Raw genomic sequence first — 3,359 nt, forward strand, 5'->3', positions numbered from 1 at the left:
GGCACCCGCCTCCGCCCCGGTCCAGCCGCTGCACGCCACCGTCGGCGCCTCCGGCTACGGCGGCTGGGGCCAGCAGCGTCCCTCTGCCGTACCGGCCGATTCGGGCTTCGACGTCGACCTTCCGGCCGTCGTGGAGCCGGACCTGTCCGGCCGGCACTCCGATGACCTGGATGTCCCGGACTTCCTGAAGTAAATAGTTCCGCTCCTGCATGGCACCGCCGTCCGGCGGTGCCATGCTGCTTTGCGGCGGGTTACGGTGGATTGTATGAACGCAGGTATTCCGGACATGTTGATGGCGGTGTTGTGATTGTTTTGCTGGCGGGCTGAAGTCCGGCCGGGCGTATGGGTGGCTTTCACCGACGCCGGAGCCGGGAACCTGGCACTGCATGTCGGTGATGACCCCGTGGCGGTGCGCCGCCGGCGCGCGGAGCTCGAAGCGGCCGCCGGGCTCGGCGGGCGCTCCTTCCGGTACATGAACCAGGTCCACGGCAGTGACGTCGCCACCATCGTTGGGTCCCCGGCCGCGGACTCCGCGGGTGAAGGTCCGGCCGCGCCCACGGCCGATGCCATGGTCTCCCTGACTGAGCCGCTGGCCGTCCTGGTGGCCGACTGCGTGCCGGTGGTGCTGGTCGGCGAGGATCCGGCCGGGGCGCCGGTGCTGGGCGTCGTCCACGCCGGACGGCCAGGCGTCGCCGCCGAGGTGGTGCCAGCCGCTGTGGCCCGCCTCCGGGAGCTCGGTGCGGACCGCATCAGCGCCTGGGTGGGCCCCTCGGTCTGCGGGCGCTGCTATGAAGTCCCCGGCAGCCTGCGCGCGGACGTTTCCGCGGCCGTGCCTGCCACCTGGTGCACCACCTCGACCGGCACCCCTGGTCTGGACCTGCCGGCCGGAGTGCGGAGCCAGCTGGAAGCTGCGGGCGTCGCGATCGAATACTCCGGGGGATGCACCCTCGAGGACGACACCCTCTTCTCCTACCGCCGCAACAGCCACACCGGCCGCTTCGCCGGGCTGGCGTGGACGGACGGCACCCACGGGACTGACGGCACTGACGGGACTGACGGGAAAAGGGAGTATGGCCATGACTGAACCGGCGCAGCGCCCGGACGCACACGCCGTCGAGCCCGTCGCGGCGCCGGGGGAGAACCATGAGAACCGAACGGACGCGCTGGAAGGCCCCCGTCTGGCCCAGCTGGAGGCGAACCTCGCGGCCGTCCGCCGCCGGATCGACGCCGCCGTGGCCGCCGCGGGCCGGCAGGCGGCGCCGCCGCGCCTGATCGTCGTCACCAAGTTCCATCCTGCGCTGGACGTCCGGCGGCTGGCGTCGCTGGGGGTCACCGACGTCGGGGAGAACCGGGACCAGGAGGCCGCGGAAAAGGCGGCGCAGCTTCAGGACCTTGGCCTGAGCTGGCACTTCATCGGTCAACTCCAAAGCAAGAAGGCCAAATCCGTGGTGAAGTACGCCGCGTCCGTGCACTCCGTGGACCGGGAAGCCGTCGCCTCGGCCCTGGCCAATGCGATGGCCGTCGAAGCCGACCGCACCGGCCGCCCGCCCCTGGACTGTTTCATCCAGGTCAGCCTGGCCGAGCAGGCCGGCGACGCAGCAGCGGCCCACCGCGGCGGCGCGGCGCCCGGCGAAGTCACCGCGCTGGCCGAACAGGTCGCCGGTGCCGGCGGACTGAGGCTCGCCGGCGTCATGGCCGTTGCCCCGCTCGGGGCGGACCCGGCGGCTGCCTTCGAAAAGCTGGCGGGATCTTCCGGGCGCCGGGCCGAACAATTTCCCTACGCCACGGGAATATCCGCCGGCATGAGCCAGGACCTCGAAGAGGCCGTCCGCTTCGGGGCGACACACCTGCGCATTGGCTCCGATATTCTCGGTCCGCGTCCGGCCCTGCGGTAAGTTCGACATATTGGAAGGTAATGGCGGGGATTCCAAGGCTGTCTAGTCACTAAGCGGCCCGCTTACGGACAAGATTAGGAGTCGACCATGGCTGGCGCTCTGCGCAAGACAATGATCTATCTTGGGCTCGCCGACGGCGACGAACACTACGAGTCTGAGCACCCCACACCGCACAAGGATGAGGACGAATCCATGGAGCAGGACCGCGAGGAACGACGTGCTCCGGCGCCCGTCCGCGAGGTCCCCCGGGAGGAGCCCCACGCCGCTGAAGAGGAATATCGCGCACCTGTGACACCCATCAAGCGTGCGGCATCGAGCCGCGAAGAGACCACCGGACTCCGGCAAATCACGACCATCCATCCGCGGTCGTACAACGACGCCAAGCTCATCGGCGAAAGCTTCCGCGACGGGATCCCCGTCATCATGAACGTCACCGACATGGGCGAGGCTGACGCCAAGCGCCTCGTGGACTTCTCCGCCGGTCTTGTTTTCGGCCTGCGCGGCAGCATCGAACGGGTGACGAACAAGGTCTTCCTGCTCTCGCCGTCGTACGTCGAAGTCATTGGCGACGACAAGAAGGTCAGCGAGACGCAGGCAAGTTTCTTCAACCAGAGCTAGGCCCGAATATTCGGTACTGATGCCAGGCGGGGACACCTGCCTGGCATCCGTGCGGAATTATCCGTGTTGAAATAGAAGTGACACTTTCCTTAGGACACTTCGGTATCCGGAATGAACATGGAGATATGAGTTAGCTCATGGGAATTGTTTTGGGGCTCGTCTATATCGTTCTGTTGCTTTTTTTCGTGGCATTGATCATCCGTCTGGTCTACGACTGGGTGCAGATGTTTGCCCGAAGCTGGCGGCCGCGCGGTTTGGCACTCGTGACCGCTCATGCTGTGTATTCGGTCACGGACAAGCCCCTCAAACTGCTCCGCCGGCTCATCCCGCCGCTGCGGTTGGGCGGAATGTCGCTGGACATAGGCTTCCTGCTGCTGTTCGTGGCCGTGAGCGTGGCGATGTGGATCGTCAAGGGCCTGGTGTACGCCCAGCCGATCGCGGCATAGGCCGCAGCCGCAGCCGGGCAGCGACCTGCCCGGCCCAGGCCCAAACCGAAAGTAAACTCCGGTTTGACACTGCGGTGTTGAATTAGAGGAACCAGACCATATTTAGGTACCGTAGTTTGACGGCCGGAAGGCCTACTGACTAACTAGACCAACGAGGTGACCAGATGGCTTTGACGCCAGAAGACGTTGTCAACAAGCGCTTTCAGCCGACCAAGTTCCGCGAAGGCTACGACCAGGACGAGGTTGACGACTTCCTGGACGAGATCGTCGTCGAACTTCGGCGCCTGAACCAGGAGAACGACGAGCTGCGCAAGAAGCTCGCCGAATCCGGCGCCGGCACGCCTGCCAGCTCCGCAGCCGCCGCACCCGTGGTGGAAAAGGTCCCGGCACCCGTCAAGGC

The 3,359-nt window shown here is 66.5% G+C and carries 5 protein-coding genes and 1 pseudogene; all 6 read left to right on the forward strand.

The window, feature by feature from the left end:
- Positions 1 to 193: pseudogene (locus LQV45_RS21960) on the forward strand (cell division protein FtsZ); the annotation flags it as partial.
- A gap of 114 nt (positions 194 to 307) precedes the next feature.
- Positions 308 to 1,084, forward strand: coding sequence for a polyphenol oxidase family protein (locus LQV45_RS21965; RefSeq protein WP_230008812.1), 777 nt, complete (start codon positions 308 to 310; stop codon positions 1,082 to 1,084).
- On the forward strand, positions 1,077 to 1,895 hold the full coding sequence (locus LQV45_RS21970) for a YggS family pyridoxal phosphate-dependent enzyme (RefSeq protein ID WP_230008813.1): 819 nt from the start codon (positions 1,077 to 1,079) through the stop codon (positions 1,893 to 1,895). The genes LQV45_RS21965 and LQV45_RS21970 overlap by 8 nt, the downstream gene beginning before the upstream one ends.
- A gap of 87 nt (positions 1,896 to 1,982) precedes the next feature.
- Positions 1,983 to 2,513, forward strand: a complete 531-nt coding sequence (locus tag LQV45_RS21975; RefSeq protein ID WP_230008814.1) for a cell division protein SepF — start codon at positions 1,983 to 1,985, stop codon at positions 2,511 to 2,513.
- Between the two features lie 137 nt (positions 2,514 to 2,650).
- Positions 2,651 to 2,959 carry a YggT family protein gene (locus LQV45_RS21980; protein ID WP_230008815.1) on the forward strand — a complete coding sequence of 103 codons (309 nt, stop codon included), beginning with the start codon at positions 2,651 to 2,653 and terminating at the stop codon, positions 2,957 to 2,959.
- Between the two features lie 164 nt (positions 2,960 to 3,123).
- The coding region (locus LQV45_RS21985) for a DivIVA domain-containing protein (protein WP_230008816.1) at positions 3,124 to 3,359 on the forward strand (236 nt) is incomplete at its 3' end.

The sequence above is a fragment of the Microbacterium sp. Bi128 genome (assembly GCF_918698205.1).

Excerpts from the sequence above, each read along its gene's own strand:
- LQV45_RS21970 (WP_230008813.1), top strand. The coding sequence starts at position 1,077 with ATGACTGAACCGGCGCAGCGCCCGGACGCACACGCCGTCGAGCCCGTC.
- LQV45_RS21975 (WP_230008814.1), top strand. The coding sequence starts at position 1,983 with ATGGCTGGCGCTCTGCGCAAGACAATGATCTATCTTGGGCTCGCCGAC.
- LQV45_RS21980 (WP_230008815.1), top strand. The coding sequence starts at position 2,651 with ATGGGAATTGTTTTGGGGCTCGTCTATATCGTTCTGTTGCTTTTTTTC.